This window comes from Streptococcus sp. FDAARGOS_192, from assembly GCF_002073815.2.
Classification (GTDB): domain Bacteria; phylum Bacillota; class Bacilli; order Lactobacillales; family Streptococcaceae; genus Streptococcus; species Streptococcus salivarius_H.
Window position 1 is genome coordinate 799522 of the sequence record NZ_CP020431.2, and the last position, 21068, is coordinate 820589.

Here is a 21068-nt window from a genome sequence, read left to right on the forward strand (position 1 = left end):
AAGAAATGAAAGATTTTTTAAAAAAGAAAAACACTCACGAATGAGTGCAATTCTAGTATTAATGACTAACCATTTCTTGTGCAATTTCCAAGCCACTAAGTTTTTCAGGATAGTAAGTTGGCCAATTGTCCATCTCTTTTAGAATTTCATCTTGGCTACTATTTCCGAAGAAAATATGGAAATGTGCTGAAGTTGTTGGATCTATTTGATGATCTGAAAATTGGACATATTGGTAAGGATTGTCAGCAGCTTGACTGTCAGTTGCTGTGAAGAGATAACGGACACCTTTTTTACCAGAAGTATAAGTCAAAATCTTATAACCATCATAACGATAAGTGTGTGTCACGCTACTTCCGTCATTTTTTGTGAAAGTCATGGTCATCTTTTTACCATCAATAGCAATTTTAGAAACATCTGTTTGATAGCCCTTAGTGTAGTACTCTTTATACTCTTTTGCGGTTTTATCCTTATTCAATAGAGCTTTGTATTCAAATACTTGATCTAAAGTACCATCTTGGAGGTAAGGATAGACCGATTGCCACTCACCAGACCAATCAGAAAGTTCTCTATCTTTGACATCTTTGTCATCAAAGTAACCATTTTGGACTGTTTTCTTATCATCACTTCCTGTTTCAGGTTGGATAGCTTTACCTTCAACATCTGTTGTTAAACGAAGATTCTTTAGGTTCTCAGTCATAACACTGACATAATCTTCACCTTTTTTCAACTGTTCCTTAGTTAGTGATTCAATTGGATTTAAAACTGCTGTCTTAACTCCTACTTCATTAGCTAAGGTTTTGGCAACGCTACTTGAAGCATTTTCCTCAAAGTAGATATAGTTAATGTCATATTCTTTGACATACTTAGAAAGGCTAGCGATACGTTTTGCAGATGGATCAGATTCAGCTGAAACACCTGAAATTGGTACTTGTGTCAAACCGTAATCTAAAGCAAGGTAGGCAAAAGCTGAGTGTTGGGTAACAAAACTTTTCTGTTTCGCTTGACTAAAGGCTTCAGTATACTCCTTATCCAAAGTCTTTAATTTTTTAAGGTATTTCTCGGCATTGGTTGTAAAGACTGCTTTTTTATCTGGATGTTGAGCAATCAAACCGTCCCTAATAGTTTCAACTAATTTTTGAGAACGTTTAGGTGAGAGCCAAACATGAGGATCATATTCGTGGTGATGCTCTTCTCCACCGTGATTATGATCTTCTTCCTCTATTCCAGGTAAGAGAACCATGCCTTGACTTGCCTTAATGATTTTTGTATTTTTAGTGTTGATAGACTTTTCAACTTTTGGAACCCAGGTTTCCATATTTTCATTTAGGTAGACGAAAGTGTCTGCTTTTTCAATGTCAGCGACATTCTTAGTAGATGGTTGAAAATCGTGAGCTTCACTACCAGCGGGAATAAGATAAGACACCTCTCCCTCATCACCAACAACCTGCTTTGTAAATTCATAAACAGGGTAAAAGCTGGTTACAACCTTCAAGTCACTATTTCCTTTTGAACCGTGGTGACTAGTCGAATAATAAATACCTGCACCAGCAGCTAAAACAACTGCTGCTATTCCTGCTAGGCCAAAAATGCGTTTCTTTTTCATGATATTCCTTTCAAAATACTTAACCAGTTAATAGTTTACTGGTTAAGTATATCACACTTCATTTATTTTGCAAGTACTAAAATAAAAAAATTGAAATATTTCGATGAAAAAGAATTATTTGATATACTGGAAATATCATTTGGAAAGTAGGTTATCAATGTTTCGTAAATTTACCCTATATCTTTTTTTATTGCTTTCATCCATTGGCCTGACTTATGATACGCAATCATACACCTCAGGTGCCTTGTCTGGTTCAGCATACGGTATTATTGGACTATCAACACTAATTGCCTTATGTTATATCCTACCAGGAATATTTCTGGTTCGATACTTAGGCAAGAGATGGCAGGTGAAACCACTTGTTCTCATATTTGCTCTAATTGGTGGAGTCTTTATTACAGGATGGATAGCTGGTTATGCCAATACCATTTCTCACGACTGGGTGACTGCTCATCTTTCTTCAAAGAGTTTCTTCTACCGCTTTGAGGACGCTCTTATGGCTCCCCTAGTTGAAGAACCCCTCAAACTAGCTGCTTTTCTCTTTGCTATCTATATGGTGCCAACAAAAAGTTACAAGGGGCTCTTGCTTGTCGCTATTACGGCAGGTCTTGGCTTCCAGATTAGTGAAGACTTCTCCTATATTCTTTCAGATTTGCCTGATGGTTTTTCTTATACGGTTTCAGGGATTCTTGGTCGAACTATTGGTGCTGTATCGTCTCACTGGCTTTACACGTCCTTCCTTGCTATGGGGCTAGTCCTTATATGGCGTTCACGTCAAAAACTCATTAATTCCAAGTACGGTCTTATTGGTATTCTTTATGCTTGCGGTGCTTTTGCGGCACACTTTGCTTGGAATTCACCTCTTCGAAATTTAGAAAGCGATTTGCCATGGGCATCAGGCCTTCTCATTTCACTCAATCTTTTCTTCTTCATTACACTTTATCAGATCCTCTCAAAACTAGATGAAGAAAACAAGTAAGATTAGACTACGAAAAAACCTTTCCATAAAATTGGAAAGGTTTTTTTGATGACTTTAATCACTCATAGAAAAACGATTGGTCATCAAATTACTTGCATCATCTAAGACTTTTGCCAATAGTTTATCTGTTTCTGACTGAATCTGGTCACTAATCTTTTGATTTTCAGATTCAAAATCAATACTCTCACCATTTGCTAAAGCATTGTCGACATGATTAATCATGGCATGGCCAAGAGCCATCGTTGTTTCTACATAAGCATCCAAATCAGCCTCATGCTGTTGGAAATGAGGATCACAGATAGCAGCAATCAAGCGATTACTCCAGTAGAAATTGCCTGTATCTACTTTATCAGTTGTTTGACGGAAGTAAGCAGGTGTTGTTCCGACCTGAGTCCAGAATGGCACCATTGTACCAAATGGCATTGATCCATAGGCTAGCCACTGAATACCTGTTGTTTCTGATGGTTTGTTAGGACGCATTTGCAAGAGAGCTGTTTGACTAGTACGGTTAATACCAATTGGACGGAATTGGCGTTGACTTACAGCATCTCCTTGAGGTCCGTAAGGGTCATAAGGTGTATCTTGGTAATGAAGACTCAAAACGTATTTAACATCTTCAACTGTAATTTTGCGGTATGGTTTTTGGCACCATGGAATAAAGAATGATTTTGGATCATAGTCTTTTTCTGGGTTCAAAAATTTCTGCATAGCCCAAGCGCGTGGTGTATTATAATGACGATCCTTATCTCGTTGGCTACCAAAAGCATAACGTGGATTAAAGTGTTCATTAGAATAAGTCAAATCCAAATGATGTTTATTAATAAAAGCTCGAATGTCTGGTGAGGCAAGATAGTCGTCTGGATTTTCAAACTCATAGTGATCGATGCCAAGTTGGTTTGGGTTAGTGACATAGGCATCGTCTGGAACACGTCTTGCAATCCAATGGTGACCACCTATGGTCTCTAGCCACCAAATTTCTTCAGTATCTGAGAATGCAATACCATTAGATTCGTAAGTTCCGTAAGTTTCAAGAAGTTGCCCCAAACGAAGGACACCTTCACGCGCCGTCTTGATATATGGCAAGACCAATGTTAACATATCCTCTTCTCCAAAACCATCTTTAACAAGTGGGTCTGCACCGAGTACACGCGCATTGGTGGTGATTGTTTCTGTTGCACTCATGGCAACATTAGCTGAGTTGATACCAGCTTCACCCCAGATACCGTCTTTACCAAGTGCATCTGGAACAGAAGTATAACGTAGAGGATTATCTGGCAAATCAATTGAAAAATTGCTAAGCACAGACTGATAATGACGCTGTTGGTCTTCAGGGGTCACGACGAGAAATTCTTTGGGCGTAAAAATGCCAGACTGAGAATCCTCAGTACGTGCAATCATGGTAGAGCCATCATATGAGGCTTTCTTACCTACTAAAATCGTTGTACAAGCCATAAAAGTTTCCTTTCTACTTACAAATCGTCCGCAATTTTATTGATTTTTCTGAGACGATGATTGACACCACTCTTGGTCAGAGGAGGTTCTATACTATCTGCGATTTGCTGGATAGAGTAATCTGGATTGGCAATACGGAGTTGGGCAATTTGGCGCAGCTCCACAGGTAAAATCTCCAAGCCAACCGTATCCATAATCTTGATAATATTATTAATTGTTTTCATACTAGCACTAATCGTTCTAGCAATATTAGCTGTTTCCGCATTATTGGCACGATTCAGATCATTTCTGGTCTCTCGCATAATTTTGACCTCTTCGAAGGTATCCTTAGAGTTCATTGCACCAATAACAAGGAGGAAATCCATAATATCCTCAGCTTTTTGAAGATAGGTCACAAAACCATTTTTATGACTCAAAACCTTGGCATCGAGCATAAATTTTTTCATGAGAGAAGCTAAGTCCTCTGCGTGGTCTTGGTAAACGGAAAAAATCTCTAATTGATAACGGCCTTTTTCAGGATCACGAACTGTTCCGGTCGCCAAAAAAGCACCTCGTAAATAGGATCTTCCAGCATCGTCATCTTCCATTACTGATGTTTCAATGCCTGTTTCAAAGCCAAAGAAAGAATCCGCCAATTGTAAATCGGACAAAATATCATTGACATGGTCAGCTACAAAAACCGTGTAAACACGATTTTTCTTGAGATTAGTCTTGTTGTGATGTCTCAATTCAGGATTACTCTGATAACGACTTTCCATTAATTGGTAGATATGTCGCGCGATCTTTGCATTTTCTGTTGAGATGGAAAGAGTCAATCCTTGGTTGGTCAATCCAACAGAACCAGACATCTTAATCAATGCCGACAATTCAGCCTTGTCTTTGCTTGAAGCTGCAATTATCTCTTCTTTAACCTTAATTGTGAAACTCATGACTTATTCCTCACTAGATGCATGAGCTCATCCACTACCAAGTCACCATGGTGGAAGGCACCACCATTTTCAAGTCGCAAAAAATTAGAAGACACAACTGTTTTTGCTTCACGACGTAAGCCCTCAAAATCATGCTCAACCTGAACAAGGTATTCATCAAATTTATTACTTGCCATGTATTCCTTAGGCACTTTCTTGATATTAACTAAGACATTGTCAATCACATCGGAGCCAAGATGACGATTAAGAACAGCCACATGGTCGGCATCTGAGAATTGCTCAGTTTCTCCGTACTGCGTCATAATATTACAAATGTATGTGACATCAGCCTTGGTCTCAATAAGAGCCTGACGAATCTCTGGTATCACCAGGTTGGGCAAAATCGATGTATAGAGAGACCCAGGACCTAAAACAATCATATCACTATTCATAATAGCATCAACAACCTTACGACTGGCCTTAGGCTCTTCATCATTATAGGTATTGGTCACATAAACGCGCTCAATCATGCCATCGTACTGGGCAATACTACTCTCACCTGCTACTTCATGACCATCTTGAAAAACGGCATGAAGCGTCAAAGCAGTCTCACTGGCAGGATAAATCTTACCTGTGACGTGGAAAAACTTCGTCAGAAGCTGCATGGCATTATAGGTAGATCCCTGCATTTCTGAAATTCCAGCGATGATTAGATTTCCGAGTGGATGACCGGCCAAAGCGCCATCGGTTTTATCAAAACGATATTGGAAAACTCTTTCATAAAGTTTAGGCATATCACTCATAGCTACCAAAACATTACGCAAATCCCCTGGAGGTGTCAGTTGCATGATATCACGCAAATCTCCTGAAGAACCACCATCATCAGCTACAGTTACCACAGCAGTGATATCAACATCCTTATGGCGTAAACTACGAAGAATGACTGGAATACCAGTTCCCCCACCTATTACTGTAATTCTTGGTTTTTTCATGAACGATTCACCGTCTCCTTACGTCGATCCTTATCACGATGTGTTTCATTGACTGTCCAATCATTTTTTAGATCTTGGGCTAGACGATGTGCAAAAGCTACACTACGGTGTTGACCACCTGTACACCCAACAGCAATAGTAAGAACTGACTTACCTTCTTTTTTGTAGCCAGGTAAGATTGGTTTAATAAGCTGTGTCAAATGATTGTAAAAGTCTTCTGATTCCGTATGCTTCATGACGTAATCAAAAACCTCTTTATCCAAACCTGTGAGGTTACGAAGGGCAGGATCATAATAAGGGTTTGGCAAAAAACGGACATCAAAAACCAGATCTGCATCCAATGGCAGTCCATATTTAAAACCAAAACTCAAAACTTCAATACGGAAAGAAGATTGGTCTTGCTCAGATGAAAACTGTTCAGAAATAGCCTTACGAAGTTGACGCGGAGTCAATTCTGTCGTATCAACTACGTTTTGACTCAAACTCTTAAGCGGTGACAAAAGCTCACGCTCTAACTTGATGCCATCCAAAACACGGCCATCTGCCGCCAGTGGGTGACTACGACGTGTCTCTTTGTAACGAGAAACCAATTCACCATCCGTAGCGTCCAAGAAAAGAATCTTGAAATTAAGTTCCTCATTGCTTTCTAATTTATCCAAAATATCGTTGATTTCATCGAAGAACAAGCGACTTCGCATATCAACGACAAGAGCAATCTTATCTGTCTCTTCACTATGTTTTACCAATTCGATAACCTTTGGCACCAAAGAAGGTGGCATATTATCAATAGTGAAGTATCCAATATCCTCAAAGGATTGAATCGCTACAGTCTTACCTGCCCCGCTCATCCCTGTTACAACAACTAAATTAATTTTTTTCGTTCCCATGAGACTCCCTTTCTAGTCTTTCTTCTTTCAAGACACGAATATCGTCTGACATTTTTTCAACTTGTTGGCTAACCCCCATAATCATTTCTGTCTGCAATTTTTGAATAGTAAGCAAATCTGATTGGTCTTGTTGCACCAAGTGATCAATTTTTTCATGTAAAAGTCGGATTTCTGCCTTTGATTGCTTATTGACGTTATAGTCATTTCGTGCTTGCAATCGATCGTAATCCGATGCCCGATTCTGACTCATCATAATCAATGGTGCCTGAACGGCAGCTAGAGTGGACAAGGCCAGATTCAACAGAATAAAAGGATACTTATCAAAGGCAATCCCAAAGGGTTGGATGACGTTTAACCCCATCCAAATAGCCATAAAAGCAATGAATGACAAGATAAAAGTCCAAGATCCACCAAATCTGGCCACTTCATCCGCCACTTTCTGTCCAAAAGTAATTCGACTATCCAATTGTTCCTGGACATCCTGGTCCTCGTAGAACAAAGTCTTGGTCACATCATGAACTGTTTCACGCACGTGCTCATTTTTCTCATTAGCATTTGCGATAATCTCGTCGAGAAAAACTAACCTATAATCCAAAAGGCTAATATTACTAATGAAATCATGTCCTTGTAAATCAGGGTAATCTTTTTTCAAAAGCACCTGCAAACGACTATTTAGTCGTTCGAAATAGGAGCCATCGGTTTCATCGAACCACTCTTTAGAGATATAATCCTGAACTCTCTTAACCTGCATATTTTCGCCTTCTTTCTAGGCTCTATTATACCATATTGAAAGCTTAAACGTTCAATAGATAAAGGAAAAGAGTCCAGGACTAACCTCAGACTCCTCCATTATTGGGACAATTAATTTAACATCTTCTTATTGGTAATTCAAAGTCCAGTAGTAAGTACCATCACCTGCGACAACACAAGCGACTGCAGCTTTAGTAGCATCTGGACTCATGAGAAGTTCACGAATACCACTGCTCAACCATTTATTTGCAACAACTGAACCATCAGATTCACGACGGTAAACAATACCGTCACTGTTGTAAGTATGTGAAATATCTTTGGCGTGTGGAAGAGTTGTGCTATTGTAAAGATCATCAGACCATGTAAGCGCTGGTAAACCGGCAGCTGTACGTTGAGCATTGATTTCATTAAAGGCAGCCTTAGCTGAATCAACTTCAACATAATCAGAATTTTCAGTTGGTTCTACATGATAAATAAATTTAACATATCCAAATTCAACATCACTATATTTTTTGTCGTCAACACCGCTCTTGAGATTAGCTGTAATCACATAATCACGTGCCCAAGCACTGCCCTTAGAAGCATTGAAGTTATCAACATCTTCAATTTCCCAAGTTACATTACAATCCCAGCCAGCATTGTCTATGAATTTTGGAGCAAGATTATTAATGACATAGTCTTTGAATTCATCAACATTTTGGAATGGAAGAACTTCTCCCGCTTTACCAGTACCAACTACATTTTCAGAATACAACTTAACACTTGATGCGTTGTCATCGTACATGTATTCGTCGTTTCCTGCTGGTTTATGGAAATCTGGATCAAGCTCAGGGTCATCATTGGCAGTACCATTGTAGAGTTTCCACTTACCATCAACCCATTTGTAGTAACCATCGATACCACGCGCATTTTCCTCATCAGTCATAGCGACACGGTAGTAATACGTACCGTTGTCATCTACAAATCGTGGGTCTGAGTGCATGCGGTAATCTGTTGGTGGCAATGTTGGTTTTGGCAACTTATCATAGTCAATGTTTGTTTCAGGCGCATATGGTGGTTTTTCAAGTTCAGGAGCTTCAGAACTTGTTTCTGATGTTGAACCTGTCTCTGAAGTTGCTGTTGAAGAAGATTCAGAAGTTACAGTCGAACTTGAGTTACCAGTTGAAGCTACTTCTGAACTTGCAGACGAAGTTGAATCTACAGTTGACGCTGCTTCTGAACTTGCAGACGAAGTTGAATCTACAGTTGAAGCTACTTCTGAGCTTGCTGATGACGTTGAATCTACAGTTGAGGCTACCTCTGAACTTGCTGATGAAGTTGAAGATGTTGGAGCTGCTTCTGAACTTGCTGATGACGTTGAATCAACGGTTGAGGCTACTTCTGAGCTTGCTGATGACGTTGAATCAACGGTTGAGGCTACTTCTGAGCTTGCTGATGACGTTGAATCAACGGTTGATGGTGCTTCTGAACTTGCAGACGAAGTTGAATCTACAGTTGAGGCTACCTCTGAACTTGCTGATGACGTTGAATCTACAGTTGAAGCTGCTTCTGAACTTGCTGATGACGTTGAATCCACGGTTGAGGCTACTTCTGAACTTGCTGATGAAGTTGAAGATGTTGGAGCTTCAGAATCTGTGCTTGATGCCTTAACAAGCACCCACTTACCATTTGAATAATAGTAGTAATCGCCATTATCTTTCAAATAATAGTGAGTACCATTTTCGTAACGATAGTGAGGGTCATTTCTCAAAACCTCATAACCTGTCGTTGGTGTATTGTTAGAACCACTATTGTTGTTATTATAGTCACCACCACGAACCCAACGACCGTTATAGTTAACATAGTAGCTACCATCACTCAAGATGTAGTACAAGTAACCATTGCTATAGCGGTAAGTACCTGATTCGTTGTAGTTGTTGTAACGAGGATTATAGTTGTTATAGCCATAATTATAGTTATAATTATAACCATAGTTATAGTTTGGATAGTAATTATTGTAACCGTAGTTATAGCCATAATTGTAATTATAGCCTGGATAATAACCATTGTATCCGTAGTTATAACCATAGTTTGGATAATAGTTGTTATACCATGGATTATAAGAATAGTTATTATAGTAACCTCGGCCATAATAACTATCGGCCTGTGCATGATCATTACCAACTACCGTTGGTGCTAATATTGCTGCCCCTAAAACAGCGCACGAAAATAGACGTAAACTTTTTCTCATTGTCTTCATCCCCTTTTTTAAAAACAAATATACCTTTTATAAGCAAGCGCTTACGCTTCTGTTTTACTTTAATTGTAGGAGATAATACTTCTATTGTCAAATTATTTTAATAATAGAACTTTCTAAGAACAGACCAATAAAAAACTAACAATGAACTTACTTTTACTTGTAAAAAATAATTGATCAGCTTTCTTTCACACCCTAAAGACAGGTGCTTAACAAAATAAAAAAGCCCTTAACATAAGGACTTTTAGCATGATATTAACGATTGTCAATATTTTCTGGATAAAGATCGTGATTAAAAAGACGTTGCTCTGCCATCTTTTCATACTTAGTTTCTGGACGGCCATAATTATAATAAGGGTCAATAGAAATACCACCACGAGGTGTAAATTTACCCCAAACTTCTAAGTAACGAGGGTTCAAAAGCTCCACCAAATCTTTACCAATGGTATTAATACAGTTTTCATGGAAATCTCCGTGATTACGGTAACTAAAGAGGTAAAGCTTTAGAGATTTAGACTCAACGCAGAGCTGGTCTGGAATATAAGAAATATAGATACTTGCAAAATCAGGTTGGCCAGTAATAGGACAAAGTGACGTAAATTCTGGACAGTTGAATTTGATAAAGTAATCATTATCAGTGTGACGATTATCAAAAGACTCCAAGACTTGTGGAGAGTATTCAAAAATATAGGGTGTCTCCTTATTACCAAGGAGAGTAAGGTTTTTCATTTCTTCTTGTTGTGACATTTTTCTTCCTTTGTTGTTAATTTTTCTAGACCTTTATATGGTCGGTTTTTAATCTAAATCTCTAATCTTAATCATCAAAAAAGTCAAAATACTATTAATTCTAATCTTATAGACTGTGAAGATTAGACACCACGCTCATTATCATAGAGTAGGGTATGAAGCTGAGGGAGGACACGCACATTGCCCCACGAATTATCAGCAGCTACAGTCTCCCACAGTTCTTTTAGGCGATCTAATTGATGTTGGACAATATTACCTTCTGCTTTCGGTTCAGGATTACCAGCCGAAAGAAACATGACATCTGGCTGATAACGTTCTTGAATCATTTTAGCAAAGGCTAAATCATCATCGTCGAAAACAGGAACCTTAAAGGTAACTTTATCAGGATCAAGTTGTGAAACAATAAAGTCAAGGGTTTCCATATTGACTTCCATCTTGGATGATGGTGGTTTAGGACTTAAGGTTACTTGATCAATATCCTTTAACCACTCCTGCCAGCGAGAACCCTGTGTCTCAACGGCCAAAGTTACTCCTCTAGCCTTGAGTTTTGAAACGAGTTCAGCCATATTTGCCGCTAAAAGAGCTGGGTTCCCTCCAGACAGAGTAACATAGTCGTAAGTTCCTAGCGCATCCAAAGCTTCAATAACTTCATCAGCTGTCATACGCGTTGGCTTCTCTGACCCATCCCAAGTAAAGGCAGAATCACACCAATCACAATGGTAATCACATCCTGCCGTCCTTACAAACATGGTTTTTTGCCCGATAGCTCGGCCTTCCCCTTGAAAGGTCGGTCCAAAAATTTCAAGCACTGGTAGTTTGAGTACACGTTCTCTAGTCATCCAACCACTCCCGTCTAAACTCTGCAAAGGCTGTTGGTGTTTCATAAAGACGCACATATTCCAAACGAAGTCCTCTCTCCTCAGGCAGATGTTGACTCGTCGTCTGGAAAATCCAGAAAACCATATTTTCCGCAGTTGTGTTCATATAAGGCAAAGTCTCATTGAGATAACGGTGATCTAACTGTGGTTCCAAATAATCCTTATAAATGCTCTTTAGATCACCAAAATCGAAGGTCATGCCACGCTCATCCAAGTAACCACTAACTGCAATCTGAAGATGGTAGGTATGACCATGAAGTGATTTGCATTTGCCTTCATAATTAAAGAGATGGTGGGCAGCATCAAAAGTAAACTCTTTAGAAACCATTGTACGGTGAGGATTGTAAACCAAAGACTCACCTGTTTCTTTTTTGATTTCTTTCGGTGCAAAGAACATTAAGCTTCTCCTCTTTCTGCTAGATATTTTTCAAGGCCTTTTTGACGCAAGTGACAGGCAGGGCATTCCCCACAACCAGTTCCAATAATACCGTTATAGCAAGTTAGCGTTTTTTCACGAACATAGTCAAAAGCTCCTAGTTGGTCAGCCAAAGCCCAAGTCTCAGCCTTATCTAACCACATGAGAGGGGTTTGGATAACGAAATCATAGGCCATGGCTAGATTAAGTGTAACATTAAGCGATTTGACAAAAACATCACGACAGTCTGGATAACCAGAAAAGTCTGTCTCACAAACACCCGTAACAATATCAGTAATACCACGTTGCTTAGCTAGAACAGCTGCAAAAGAAAGGAAAAGATGATTACGCCCGTCCACAAAAGTATTAGGAACTTCACCTTCTTCTGCCTCAATCTCAATATCAGATGTTAAGGCATTTTCAGTGATTTGACCAAGCAAAGACATGTCCAAAACATGGTGTTTAAGTCCTTGTTCTTGCGCAATCTCTTTAGCTACTTCAATTTCCAGGCTATGACGTTGCCCGTAAGCAAAAGTAACTAATTCAACTGTTTCATAATGTTTTAAAGCCCAAAATAGGCAAGTAGTAGAATCTTGACCGCCACTAAAGACGACCAAAGCTGATTGACGTTTCATAATATTCCTCTTAATTCGTGATGTCTGAGACACATAAAAAGGCCCCTTGGGGGAGCCAAAAAAACGCCAGTAATGGTTTTTTTTAGCGATGGTGTCTCCCAAACATCGAAAATGATTTATCTTTAATAGTCTATCATAGTTGAGAAAAAAAGAAAAGAGCCAAGGCTCTCTTCATTAATCAATCTCAGCAATAACTTCGATTTCGATTTTAACATCTTTTGGCAAGCGTGCCACTTCTACCGCAGAACGTGCTGGGAAATCAGATGTAAAGGCAGTTGCATACACTTCGTTAAATGGAACGAAATCGTTAATGTCACTTAGGAAGCAAGTTGTTTTAACAACGTGATCAAAGTCTGTTCCTGCTTCTGCCAAAATAGCACCAACATTTTTAAGAACTTGTTCTGTTTGTTCTTGAATTGTTTCACCAATGATTTCACCTGTTTCTGGTGACAATGGTACTTGACCAGAAGCGAACAAAAGGTTGCCTACAATTTTACCTTGGACATAAGGTCCGATTGCTGCTGGTGCTTTATCAGTATGAATAGTTTTTGCCATGATAGTTCTCCTTTGACTAATATGATGCTATTATAACAAAATATTCTGAAAATTGAAACATATAATTCCAAAAAGAAAAGAATCAGCGCTAGGCTAATCCTTCTCCTACTATTTCAGATACTTTTTGACATAGCTATAGTAGTCTGGTTTTTCTTTTTTATTAAGTGCAAAGAGCATTTGACCCTTAATAGGTTCTTTCTCATCATTTGGTTGTAGAAAAAGAGCAACCTCTTTGGATTGAGTTGGGAAAAATACCGTATAAGTCGTCTCTTTCCCCTGATCTTTTACTTTAAGCGAATAATAGGTAAAGTCATCTTTAGACTTGGGACCATCCACTGTATAGTTATAATCCTGCTCACCAATCTTGACCTTATCTTTCTTGAAGACAATCGTATAATCCTTCTTTAAGGCATCTTGTGCATGCCATTCACCCTCTAGTGAGGGAGCAGACTTGCTGCAAGCTACTATTGAAACCATACAAAGTAAGGCCAAAAGACCAAGTAACCATCTTTTCATACTTTTGCACTCCTAAAGAATTTTACTTATGGTTTGATACGGTGCAACATACGTGGGAATGGAATAGCTTCACGGATGTGTTTTGTTCCAGCTACGAAAGTAACCATACGTTCAATACCGATACCAAAACCACCGTGTGGTACTGAACCATATTTACGTAGGTCAAGGTAGAATTCGTATTCTGAACGGTCCATTCCGAGTTCATCCATTTTAGCTACAAGAGCATCGTAGTCATCTTCACGCATTGAACCACCGATGATTTCACCATAACCTTCTGGAGCCAAAAGGTCTGCACAAAGAACGCGCTCAGGATTACCAGGAACTGGTTTCATGTAGAAGGCCTTGAAGCTTGCTGGATAATTAACAACGAATGTTGGAACACCAAAATAGTTAGAAATCCAAGTTTCGTGTGGTGAACCGAAGTCATCCCCATGTTCAAGGTGCTCGTAATCAGTATCTTCATCATTTTCATGTGCTTGAAGAAGATCGATAGCTTCATCATATGACACGCGCTTGAATGGCTCAGCAATGTATTTCTTAAGAAGATCTACATCACGTTCAAGGATTTCAAGAGCTTGTGGCGCACGATCAATAACACCTTGAATAAGAGCTTTAACATAAGCTTCTTGCAAATCAAGTGACTCATCATGTGACAAGAATGAATACTCAGCATCCATCATCCAGAACTCAGTCAAGTGACGACGTGTTTTTGATTTTTCGGCACGGAAAACAGGACCAAAGTCAAATACACGACCAAGAGCCATGGCACCAGCTTCAAGGTAAAGCTGACCAGATTGGCTTAGGTAAGCAGGTGTACCAAAGTAATCCGTTTCAAACAATTCCGTTGAATCTTCAGCTGCATTTCCTGACAAAATTGGACTATCAAATTTGATGAAACCATTTTTATCAAAGAATTCGTAAGTTGCGTAAATAATCGCATTACGAATTTGTTGGACAGCCATTTGTTTACGTGAACGCAACCAAAGGTGACGATTATCCATCAAGAAGTCAGTTCCGTGTTCTTTTGGTGTGATTGGGTAATCATGTGATTCACCGATGACTTCTACTGCTGTCACATCCAACTCGTAACCAAATTTTGAACGTTCGTCTTCTTTAACCACACCAGTCACATAAACTGATGTTTCTTGGCTAAGGCGTTTAACAGTATCAAATTTTTCAGTACCTTCTTCTTCACCGTATTTTTCGATGAAGTTAGGTTTGAAAGCTACCGCTTGGAAGAAGGCAGTTCCATCACGCAATTGAAGAAAGGCTAATTTTCCTTTACCTGATTTGTTAGCTACCCATGCACCGATAGTGATTTCTTCGCCCACGTGTTTAGGCACATCAATAATTGAAACTAATTGTTTAGACATGTAATTACTTCTCTTTTCTTTTGATCTATATTAATTCTATTTTTCCATAAAGGCTTTGATTCGGCGGACTGCTTCTTTCAAAGTATCCAAGTCTGTTGCATAGCTAAGACGAATATTTTCAGGTGCGCCGAATCCTGCACCTGTTACCAAAGCCACTTCAGCCTCTTCAAGAATAGCATTTGTAAAATCATTGACATCTGTATAACCCTTGATTTCCATCGCTTTTTTAACATTAGGGAAGAGGTAAAAGGCACCTTGAGGTTTGATGACTTCAAAACCAGGTACTTCAGCTAGGAGTGGATAAATTGTATTCAAACGTTCTTCAAAGGCCTGACGCATTTCTTCAATAGAAGACTGATCTCCAGTTAAGGCTTCAATAGCAGCGTATTGAGAAACTGCTGTAAGATTTGATGTCGTTTGACTGATAATCTTAGCCATACCTGAAATAATTTCTGGATCTCCGACAGCAAATCCCACGCGCCAACCTGTCATAGCATAGGTCTTAGAAACACCATTAATCACAATTGTTTGCTTACGAATCGCATCTGACAAGCTTGAAATTGGGGTGAAAGTATTGCCATTATAGACCAAACGTCCATAGATATCATCTGCTAAAATCAAGATATCGTGCTCAACCGCCCAGTCACCGATTGCTTGCAATTCTTCCTTGCTGTAAATCATTCCTGTTGGATTTGATGGAGAATTAAGCAAGACAACCTTAGTTTTTTCAGTTCGAGCAGCTTCAAGCTGTTCAACCGTTGCTTTAAAGTGATTAGCTTCAGTCGTTTGGAAAGTAACCGGAACACCCTCAACCATTTTAACTTGGTCTACGTAAGAAACCCAGCAAGGTGTTGGAATAATGACTTCATCACCAGGATTAATGACCGTAGCAAAGAAAGCATATAAGATAAACTTAGCACCAGTGCCGACAACAACCTCATTTGGTTTCACAGCATAACCATAGAAATTTTCCATGTAAGTGCTGATCGCATCCTTGAGTTCCGGAAGTCCAGAAGCCACGGTATAAAAACTTGCTTTACCATTTTCAATAGAAGCAATGGCCGCATCTTGAATGTTCTTAGGTGTTACAAAATCTGGTTCACCAAGTGTCAAACTCAAGATATCACGTCCTTGAGCTTTAAGAGCTTTAGCACGCGCACTGGCAGCTAAAGTAACACTTTCTTCCATTTGTAATACACGATTTGATAATTTTGTCATTTCATTATAGTCCTTCCACTTTAATAACCTGACCTGAGATAAAATCAACCAGATAATACTGGGTTCCTGACTTCACTTCCCAAATAGGAGTTTTGCCATATTTTCCTAGGTGGACATAGGATATCTCCTTAGCACCATAGGCCTTAGCAGCTTTCTTAGCGACTGACTTACTAATACCATCAGATTGCTTGTAGATATCAACCACACCTGAATCAGGACTCATGATAACAGCCAGCTTCTCACCTTGACTAGACTTTCCAAGAAGTCCGTAATAGGTAGACTCACCATGGTAAATATCAAATTCAGTAACGGTCCTTATGTCTGCTTTGCTCTCTGCTATGGCAATAACCTTCTTTTCAGCGTCTACGTAAGGCTTAGTCGCTACAATAAGAATAGCAGTCACAGAGGCAATTAAGGTCACAACGATTACAATTATTCCAAAAATGAGCTGTTGCTTTTTTGTCCAAGGTGAACGTTGTTTACGCATAATGCCTCCTAAAAAAGTTTCTGAATTTATTATATCAGAAAATGATAAATCTTTACATAGCAATATAGCTAGTATTGAGCAATTAAGTCTATCTTTTTTATAACTCAGTAAAATTCATAAAGCCTGAGTAATCTTAGAAAAGGTTTGTTTTAAAAAGTTAACTTTCTTTTTCTAAGAAATCCTTAATATCCTCTTTGACTTGCTCAAACTTAGCATACTTAAGCGCCACTTCTTGTGTGACTTCTTTTAGAAATAGTTTTCCATAGCTCTTAACGAGTGGGCGATTGTCCATAAGAAGAATAGCTGAACGCTGTTCTGGGCGTCTTTGGGCACGTCCGATAGCTTGTTTGAAACGTAAAACCGTCATTGGAAGACTGTAACTCTCAAAGGTACTCTTTCCTTGCTTAGAAAACCAAGATTCAATCTTTTGATAGAAAGGATCCTTAGGATTGTCAAACGGCAGACGTGCAATAACCTCAATTACCCTATCTTGTTGAGCAAAGTCAACACCTTCCCAGAATGACCCCATACCAAGAAGGAGATTGGTCTCACCTCTATCAAAACGTTTTTTGACATTAAAAGCTGTCCCATTTTTCTCTTGAGTTAGGTGACGAACTTCCCTATGATCCAATAAATCCGAAACAGCCATCATACTCTTTCGAGACGTGAATAGTACTAAAATTGGATATTCCATTTCAGATAGCTTCTGGAGACGCTTTGCAAGAGCAACTTCATACTCCTCCTCAGAAGAAACTCCAATCATAGGCATGCTTTGATCAATCCAAATAGCTTGATTGGGTAAAGTGTCCATTGGAAGGCTAACCTTGCGTACCTGTTCTAAGCCCAACAAATCAGCCACGTCAACATCAGGTCCTACATCAATAGTTGCTGAAACAATTATCACTTTTTGAGCACTTGGTAGATAAGCTGAAAGTTCTAAGAGTTCTTGACGTGACGCCTTTAAATAAGTCACACGATGTTCCTGATAATAGTCTGTTTCAAGCCAAAAATGGCTGTAAAGGGGTGTCTTCAGTGGAGACAACATCTCCATCAAATCACTTTCACCTTCCAGTTCAGAAATGGTTTGTAGCAAACGATCTAATTGCTGTCGATTATACTGCTTCTGAGGAAAATGTTGGTGTTCTTGGATTAGATGGCTAACTTCAAACTGCAAATTTTCGAGCAAGCGTTGTTGAAGTAAGGCTTGATTACCACTATCAAGGATACGATGGATATGTTGCAAAAGGACAGTAAGATTGACTTGATGACGTGAAAATTGTTCCAAAGCCAGAACCATCTTTTGTCCCTCATCAATCACAAGGGTTTTTCCTCGAACAAAATCATGATCATCTTCCATACGCGTCAAAAGATAAGCATGATTGGTCACAACTACCCTAGCTTCTTGGGCTTTTTGGTAGGACTGTTGCCAAAAATCATATTCAGCAAAAAGACTATCCACCTTTAACTTACCATCGTGCTTAATCTCATCAAAATAAGCCATATAGCGCTGTTTTTGTCTGATTTCATCAAGATCTCCTGTCTTCGTTTCAGTCAACCAAACTAAGAGTTGCATTTTGTAACGATTAATCAAACGGTTACTGTCCTGACGAAGTAAGGTTTGGTAGAAAGCATCTAACTTGATATAATTCTGAGGTCCTTTGAGACTATGAAAGTTAATATTAAAGACATCCGATAAGGCTTTAGCTTCCTGATTCATAATCTGATTTTGAAGGAGCTTGGTCGGAACAGCCACCACCACTTTATCGACATCAGATTGCGCCAACAAGGGAATCAAATAGCCATAGGTTTTCCCAATTCCAGTCTGCGCCTGAATCATGGAAATATCAGTATTATCAAGTTCCTTTCTTACTGCCTCAGCAAACTCTCTTTGTTTAGGTCTTGATTCCAAATCCAAGAGAGCAATATTGGTAGCAAAATCTTGAGACAGCTTTCGTTCCGCCTTATAAGCCACAGGTCTACGGAGAACAATTCCAGATTCTTCAAGCATGACATATTCCTTTGAAAGACCTAAATTTTGACCTCTTATAGCGTCACGAATAACCAACTCAGTCTCAAAAAGTAGATTATCTGAAAAAGTCAAAAGCATCTCAATGGTCTGTCTAGGTAGGCTGGCAATCTTATCCATCAAATGAAACAAAAGCTGTCCGGTCGCTCTCGCATCTTCAATAGCGGTATGGGCTTGAGCTAAGTCAAGATTAAGAACCTTGGATAAATGAGATAACTTATATTGTTCTAGCGTCGGATAAAAAACCTGAGCCAATTCGACAGTATCCACACGAGGAGTCCTTAGTTCGAAGCCCTCCATGAAAAGTGCCTCTGCAAGCAAATTAGCGTCAAATTTAACATTATGGGCAACAAAAATACAGTCCTCAATCAGTTCAAAAATGGTTCTAGCAATTTCTGAGAAATCTGGGGCTTGAGCCAACTGCTGATCGGTAATCCCTGTTAAATGAATAATGTGATCATCGAGTTCTTGGTGTGGGTTGACATCGCTCGCAAATTCGTCAATCACCTGACCATTTTGCATGATTACGATTCCCACCTGTATAATACTAGCCGTTGACGAAGCGGAGGTTGCTTCCAAGTCAACAATGGCATATTTATTCGTGTTTTTTTCACTCATAGTGACCCTATTATAGCATATCCAAAGCCCCAAAAAAAGACAAAGCCATCATTCTGATATTGGAAAAAGCCTGAAATTCGTGCTACACTAGAGCTATGAAAATAAGACGAATTTTAAATCCTGTTGCTCAGGAAAACACCTATATTTTAGAAAACGATACAGCCTGTCTAGTCATTGATCCAGGAAGTGATACTTCTAGTATCTTAACTGAACTTAAAGCAATCGACAAACCAGTTGCTGCTATCCTTTTGACACATACACACTACGACCACATTATGAGTGTTGAAGCAGTCCGTCAGGCATACAATCATCCTCCTGTTTACGTTGCTGAAGCTGAAAAAGACTGGTTGCTGAATCCTATTGATAATTTATCTGGACTACCTCGTCATGACGATATGGAAGACGTTATTGTCAATCCGGCAGAATACTACTTCGATTTCACTCAGGACTATAAGATCGAGGATTTCCAGTTTAAAGTTGTTCCAACCCCAGGACACTCTATCGGAGGTGTTTCTTTTATCTTTGATAAAGAAGAAACTGTATTTTCTGGTGATGCCCTCTTTAAAGAAACAATTGGACGCTGGGACCTTCCAACAGGGAACCACGAACAATTACTCACTAGTATTAAAGAGCAACTCTTTACACTTCCTAACCACTACAGAGTTTTCCCAGGTCATGGATGGGACACCACTATTGGTCATGAGAAGGTCTTTAACCCACATTTTTCATAAAAACAAAAAGCTTGTCGACACCTACTTTAGTAAGCACTGACAAGCTTTTTTTCTCAAATAAAAAGAAGGCCGATAGACCTTCTTATCTGAAACACTGTAGTGTGTTTATTTAGATTTGATGTAGTTAACACCATCTGCTTTAGGTGCAACGGCTTTACCGAAGAAAGCAGCCAAGACAATAATTGTCAAGATATATGGTGCAATTTGCAAATACACATTTGGTACATGTGAAATAAGTGGAAGCTGTTTTCCAATGATTGCCAATGATTGTGACAATCCAAAGAACAAACTTGAAAGCATAGCCCCGATTGGACTCCATCGACCAAAAATCATAGCAGCCAAGGCGATGAAACCAGGACCTGCAATTGTTGTAACAGCAAAGTTGTTAGAGATGGATTGAGCATATACCGCACCACCAACACCACCAAGGAAACCTGAAATCATAACGCCATAGTAACGCATACGGTAGACGTTAATCCCAAGTGTATCGGCTGCCTGTGGGTGTTCACCAACTGAACGAAGTCGCAAACCAAAGCGTGTCTTGAAGATAAGCCACCATGATGCTACTGAAACCAAGATAGCAACATACGCTACCAAAGAAACGTTAGTGAAGAAAACTTTACCCAAGAAAGGGATATGATCCAAGATTGGGAATGATACAGTCTTAAAGTTATGACTGATAGCAGGTGTTTGACCAGCACCATAGATAACACGTGTCAAGAAGACCGCCAAAGATGGTGCGATAAGGTTCAACACTGTACCAGAGACAACATGGTCAGCACGGAAGTTAATTGTCGCAACCGCATGGAGCAATGAATAGAGAACACCAATCAGACCTGCTACAATCGCAGCAATCCAAGGTGTCGCATTTCCAAAACTTTCTGCAAAAGTCAAGTTAAAGAGAACACCTGCGAAAGCACCAATTACCATAATTCCTTCAAGGCCGACATTTACGATACCGCCTCGTTCAGAGAAAGTTCCACCGATACTTGTAAAAATCAATGGTGCTGAGTATTTCAACATAGAGGCAACGATCAAGGCTATAATTGTAATAAAGTCCAT

General features: G+C 39.3%; 20 protein-coding genes. 2 read left to right on the forward strand and 18 right to left on the reverse strand.

Annotation, left to right across the window (positions count from 1 at the left end; genetic code table 11):
• Positions 1–58: 58 nt before the first annotated feature.
• A complete protein-coding gene (locus A6J31_RS04860; RefSeq protein WP_080610571.1) occupies positions 59–1603 on the reverse strand; it encodes a zinc ABC transporter substrate-binding protein AdcA in 1545 nt (514 codons plus the stop codon).
• Positions 1604–1760: 157 nt separating this feature from the next.
• Here A6J31_RS04860 and A6J31_RS04865 point away from each other — a divergent pair, with 157 nt between their 5' ends.
• Entirely contained in the window at positions 1761–2582 is an 822-nt protein-coding gene (locus A6J31_RS04865; protein ID WP_080610572.1) for a PrsW family glutamic-type intramembrane protease, read from the forward strand.
• Between the two features lie 54 nt (positions 2583–2636).
• Here the strand turns inward: A6J31_RS04865 and A6J31_RS04870 are convergent, their stop codons facing one another.
• The 16 genes from A6J31_RS04870 to A6J31_RS04945 all read right to left on the reverse strand — a co-directional run bounded on the left by A6J31_RS04870 (position 2637) and on the right by A6J31_RS04945 (position 19275).
• Positions 2637–4034, reverse strand: coding sequence for a C69 family dipeptidase (locus A6J31_RS04870; protein ID WP_080610573.1), 1398 nt, complete (start codon positions 4032–4034; stop codon positions 2637–2639).
• A 17-nt stretch (positions 4035–4051) separates the two neighbouring features.
• Positions 4052–4963, reverse strand: coding sequence for a DNA-binding protein WhiA (gene whiA, locus A6J31_RS04875; protein ID WP_060973002.1), 912 nt, complete (start codon positions 4961–4963; stop codon positions 4052–4054).
• Positions 4960–5934, reverse strand: coding sequence for a YvcK family protein (locus A6J31_RS04880; RefSeq protein ID WP_002891102.1), 975 nt, complete (start codon positions 5932–5934; stop codon positions 4960–4962). The genes whiA and A6J31_RS04880 overlap by 4 nt, the downstream gene beginning before the upstream one ends.
• The gene (rapZ, locus tag A6J31_RS04885) at positions 5931–6821 is read right to left on the reverse strand and encodes an RNase adapter RapZ (RefSeq protein WP_037603141.1); all 891 of its coding nucleotides are present in this window, start codon (positions 6819–6821) and stop codon (positions 5931–5933) included. The genes A6J31_RS04880 and rapZ overlap by 4 nt, the downstream gene beginning before the upstream one ends.
• The gene (locus tag A6J31_RS04890; RefSeq protein ID WP_080610574.1) at positions 6802–7572 is read right to left on the reverse strand and encodes a DUF1003 domain-containing protein; all 771 of its coding nucleotides are present in this window, start codon (positions 7570–7572) and stop codon (positions 6802–6804) included. Before A6J31_RS04890 ends, rapZ begins: the two co-directional genes overlap by 20 nt.
• 126 nt (positions 7573–7698) lie before the next feature.
• Entirely contained in the window at positions 7699–9801 is a 2103-nt protein-coding gene (locus A6J31_RS04895; RefSeq protein WP_080610575.1) for a CAP domain-containing protein, read from the reverse strand.
• Between the two features lie 261 nt (positions 9802–10062).
• The gene (queF, locus tag A6J31_RS04900) at positions 10063–10554 is read right to left on the reverse strand and encodes a preQ(1) synthase (RefSeq protein ID WP_003097375.1); all 492 of its coding nucleotides are present in this window, start codon (positions 10552–10554) and stop codon (positions 10063–10065) included.
• Positions 10555–10676: 122 nt separating this feature from the next.
• Entirely contained in the window at positions 10677–11393 is a 717-nt protein-coding gene (gene queE, locus A6J31_RS04905; RefSeq protein WP_080610576.1) for a 7-carboxy-7-deazaguanine synthase QueE, read from the reverse strand.
• Positions 11386–11829, reverse strand: coding sequence for a 6-carboxytetrahydropterin synthase QueD (gene queD, locus A6J31_RS04910; RefSeq protein WP_105291376.1), 444 nt, complete (start codon positions 11827–11829; stop codon positions 11386–11388). The genes queE and queD overlap by 8 nt, the downstream gene beginning before the upstream one ends.
• On the reverse strand, positions 11829–12482 hold the full coding sequence (gene queC, locus A6J31_RS04915) for a 7-cyano-7-deazaguanine synthase QueC (RefSeq protein WP_004182407.1): 654 nt from the start codon (positions 12480–12482) through the stop codon (positions 11829–11831). Before queC ends, queD begins: the two co-directional genes overlap by 1 nt.
• 174 nt (positions 12483–12656) lie before the next feature.
• Positions 12657–13037 carry a RidA family protein gene (locus tag A6J31_RS04920; protein ID WP_002891112.1) on the reverse strand — a complete coding sequence of 127 codons (381 nt, stop codon included), beginning with the start codon at positions 13035–13037 and terminating at the stop codon, positions 12657–12659.
• A gap of 108 nt (positions 13038–13145) precedes the next feature.
• Positions 13146–13553 (reverse strand): hypothetical protein, encoded by a 408-nt coding sequence (locus A6J31_RS04925; RefSeq protein WP_080610577.1) that lies wholly within the window; start codon positions 13551–13553, stop codon positions 13146–13148.
• Between the two features lie 26 nt (positions 13554–13579).
• The gene (gene asnS / locus A6J31_RS04930; RefSeq protein WP_002891115.1) at positions 13580–14926 is read right to left on the reverse strand and encodes an asparagine--tRNA ligase; all 1347 of its coding nucleotides are present in this window, start codon (positions 14924–14926) and stop codon (positions 13580–13582) included.
• A 36-nt stretch (positions 14927–14962) separates the two neighbouring features.
• Positions 14963–16144 carry a pyridoxal phosphate-dependent aminotransferase gene (locus A6J31_RS04935; RefSeq protein WP_037600734.1) on the reverse strand — a complete coding sequence of 394 codons (1182 nt, stop codon included), beginning with the start codon at positions 16142–16144 and terminating at the stop codon, positions 14963–14965.
• A gap of 4 nt (positions 16145–16148) precedes the next feature.
• On the reverse strand, positions 16149–16631 hold the full coding sequence (locus A6J31_RS04940) for a DUF5590 domain-containing protein (RefSeq protein WP_037600738.1): 483 nt from the start codon (positions 16629–16631) through the stop codon (positions 16149–16151).
• A gap of 157 nt (positions 16632–16788) precedes the next feature.
• Complete coding sequence (locus A6J31_RS04945; RefSeq protein WP_080610578.1) at positions 16789–19275, reverse strand: bifunctional DnaQ family exonuclease/ATP-dependent helicase; 2487 nt, start codon at positions 19273–19275, stop codon at positions 16789–16791.
• A 95-nt stretch (positions 19276–19370) separates the two neighbouring features.
• Between A6J31_RS04945 and A6J31_RS04950 the strand changes: the two genes are divergently transcribed.
• Positions 19371–20006, forward strand: a complete 636-nt coding sequence (locus A6J31_RS04950) for an MBL fold metallo-hydrolase (protein ID WP_002891121.1) — start codon at positions 19371–19373, stop codon at positions 20004–20006.
• Between the two features lie 105 nt (positions 20007–20111).
• Here the strand turns inward: A6J31_RS04950 and A6J31_RS04955 are convergent, their stop codons facing one another.
• Positions 20112–21068 carry an ABC transporter permease gene (locus A6J31_RS04955; protein WP_004182401.1) on the reverse strand — a complete coding sequence of 319 codons (957 nt, stop codon included), beginning with the start codon at positions 21066–21068 and terminating at the stop codon, positions 20112–20114.

Excerpts from the sequence above, each read along its gene's own strand:
- A6J31_RS04890 (WP_080610574.1), bottom strand. The coding sequence starts at position 7,572 with ATGCAGGTTAAGAGAGTTCAGGATTATATCTCTAAAGAGTGGTTCGAT.
- A6J31_RS04860 (WP_080610571.1), bottom strand. The coding sequence starts at position 1,603 with ATGAAAAAGAAACGCATTTTTGGCCTAGCAGGAATAGCAGCAGTTGTT.
- A6J31_RS04940 (WP_037600738.1), bottom strand. The coding sequence starts at position 16,631 with ATGCGTAAACAACGTTCACCTTGGACAAAAAAGCAACAGCTCATTTTT.
- queE (WP_080610576.1), bottom strand. The coding sequence starts at position 11,393 with ATGACTAGAGAACGTGTACTCAAACTACCAGTGCTTGAAATTTTTGGA.
- A6J31_RS04945 (WP_080610578.1), bottom strand. The coding sequence starts at position 19,275 with ATGAGTGAAAAAAACACGAATAAATATGCCATTGTTGACTTGGAAGCA.
- A6J31_RS04935 (WP_037600734.1), bottom strand. The coding sequence starts at position 16,144 with ATGACAAAATTATCAAATCGTGTATTACAAATGGAAGAAAGTGTTACT.
- A6J31_RS04950 (WP_002891121.1), top strand. The coding sequence starts at position 19,371 with ATGAAAATAAGACGAATTTTAAATCCTGTTGCTCAGGAAAACACCTAT.
- queC (WP_004182407.1), bottom strand. The coding sequence starts at position 12,482 with ATGAAACGTCAATCAGCTTTGGTCGTCTTTAGTGGCGGTCAAGATTCT.
- A6J31_RS04880 (WP_002891102.1), bottom strand. The coding sequence starts at position 5,934 with ATGAAAAAACCAAGAATTACAGTAATAGGTGGGGGAACTGGTATTCCA.
- A6J31_RS04920 (WP_002891112.1), bottom strand. The coding sequence starts at position 13,037 with ATGGCAAAAACTATTCATACTGATAAAGCACCAGCAGCAATCGGACCT.
- asnS (WP_002891115.1), bottom strand. The coding sequence starts at position 14,926 with ATGTCTAAACAATTAGTTTCAATTATTGATGTGCCTAAACACGTGGGC.
- A6J31_RS04865 (WP_080610572.1), top strand. The coding sequence starts at position 1,761 with ATGTTTCGTAAATTTACCCTATATCTTTTTTTATTGCTTTCATCCATT.
- queF (WP_003097375.1), bottom strand. The coding sequence starts at position 10,554 with ATGTCACAACAAGAAGAAATGAAAAACCTTACTCTCCTTGGTAATAAG.
- A6J31_RS04925 (WP_080610577.1), bottom strand. The coding sequence starts at position 13,553 with ATGAAAAGATGGTTACTTGGTCTTTTGGCCTTACTTTGTATGGTTTCA.
- A6J31_RS04955 (WP_004182401.1), bottom strand. The coding sequence starts at position 21,068 with ATGGACTTTATTACAATTATAGCCTTGATCGTTGCCTCTATGTTGAAA.
- A6J31_RS04895 (WP_080610575.1), bottom strand. The coding sequence starts at position 9,801 with ATGAGAAAAAGTTTACGTCTATTTTCGTGCGCTGTTTTAGGGGCAGCA.
- rapZ (WP_037603141.1), bottom strand. The coding sequence starts at position 6,821 with ATGGGAACGAAAAAAATTAATTTAGTTGTTGTAACAGGGATGAGCGGG.
- whiA (WP_060973002.1), bottom strand. The coding sequence starts at position 4,963 with ATGAGTTTCACAATTAAGGTTAAAGAAGAGATAATTGCAGCTTCAAGC.
- A6J31_RS04870 (WP_080610573.1), bottom strand. The coding sequence starts at position 4,034 with ATGGCTTGTACAACGATTTTAGTAGGTAAGAAAGCCTCATATGATGGC.
- queD (WP_105291376.1), bottom strand. The coding sequence starts at position 11,829 with ATGTTCTTTGCACCGAAAGAAATCAAAAAAGAAACAGGTGAGTCTTTG.